At 60.5% G+C, this 1,634-nt stretch carries 1 protein-coding gene; it reads right to left on the bottom strand.

Features of this window, described 5'->3' with window-relative positions; translation table 11 throughout:
- Positions 1-467, bottom strand: a 467-nt coding sequence (locus DC522_RS33385; protein WP_305777724.1) for a DNA translocase FtsK, incomplete at its 3' end; no start/stop codon positions are given.
- Positions 468-1,634 lie beyond the last annotated feature (1,167 nt).

Below are 1,634 nucleotides of genomic sequence, written 5' to 3' on the forward strand. Positions count from 1 at the left end.
TCGGCCAGCGAGATCACCCGCGACGACTTCGTCCCCGGCGCCGGCTCCAGCTCATACAGCGTCACAACCGGGCCGGGATGGACATTGATGATCTCGCCCTTCACATTGAAATCCCACAGCACGTTCTCGAGCGCTGCTGCATTTTCCTGCAGAACTTCTGGCGGCACCTCCACGCTGTTGGAGTCATCCGGCTCCGCGAGCAAATCCAGTGACGGGAGCTCGAAATCGAACGACGCTGCGGCCGGAATGGAGGCATGCACCTTTCCAAAGCTGTCATTGGCCGGGATAGAAGGCATGCGCACAGCCGATGCACGCGGCGCAGGCTTCACGACGGGAGCAGGAGCCGGCGCCTCCTCCACATCATCATCCGGAATGTTTTCAGCTTCCGCAGAAAAATCCTCCGCCTCATCTTCCCATGGCGGCGTCTCGCTTGGCTCAGGCCGGACGCGGGCAGCAGGAGCAGTCATGACATCTCGAATCGGAGCTGCAGGCTTTCTAACAGGTCGAGCGTTGCGCTCGCGCTTCGTCTCAACCGGCGCAGGTGCCTTTGTCGGTACGGCAGGGTCCAGCAGATAAGTGCCCGGTTGCCAGAGGAATGAATAGGATTGCCGAACTGTCGGCAGTTCGAAGCCCATGGCTGCGTATGGCATTGGTGCAGCTTGCTGCACAGGCGGTACGTTTGCCTGTGCAGGCGCCGGTGCACGCTTTGCTACCACAGGAGCATCTTTTGGCACAGGCGCGCTCACCGGTTCGGTCGCCGCACTCTTTTCTGGAGCGGCAGCATTTCTCAAACGCGATGAAGCCTGTGGCGTAATGCGGGTCGGCGTCCGTGGGGAGTGAACGCCAGGTGCGCTCTGCGGCTGATTACCCGGGCTGGCACTGGTCCTGACCTGAGGAGCGATCAGCGGGTTAGACGTTTTTGGAGGCTCAGGCGCCTTTTGGACAGCTGGCTGTACAGGCTGCGCGCTCTCGCCTGCAGGCGTCGAGGCCTGTTTCAAGCGCTCCCTCAAAACACGATCGGGTGTACGTGTGTAGCGCACCTCGGAAGACGTCGGAGGAGTGGGGCGCGCGAACTGGTTCTGGGAACCTTGAGCAGAATCGCCGTTCGCCGCCCCTCTGGAGCCGGAGGTCTGGTCTCTTTCTGGAAGAGAAGAATCGTGGCCGAGATCGGCGGGAGAGGAAGGCCGGCGAATGAAATGCATTGTCATTGTGGGTTTGGGGCTGAGACATTCAGCCCGAGAGGGTCCGTTCCCCTGCAGTTACACCCCTGAAAGGTAAAAAGAGGATTAGGAGCCGAGAGGTCGTCCCCACTCAGCGCCTCCTCCCCTTCGAACGGGCTCGGAGCGCTCCCATATAGGTTTAACGGGATGCCTCTGGACGGCCGTTTGAGCCTCCGCATTCCCCCTTGCATAAAAGTACGAATCGCTTATATCGGCGCAACCCAGCGCGGCCACCCTGTGGATTAGCGCTTTTCTCCGGACAAGACGGCGGATTGGTCAGGCAGCAATGCATGAGCAGGCACGCTCGTCCCCGGAGCCAGAGATAAAGTCTTTATCCCTGGCCCTATCCACGAGCCCTTGGTCACGAAGTCCTTCGTGAGTTCGACGGGCTCCTCTGGAGCACATCCGAGTATT

Source organism: Microvirga sp. KLBC 81 (assembly GCF_003075415.1).
GTDB lineage: Bacteria > Pseudomonadota > Alphaproteobacteria > Rhizobiales > Beijerinckiaceae > Microvirga.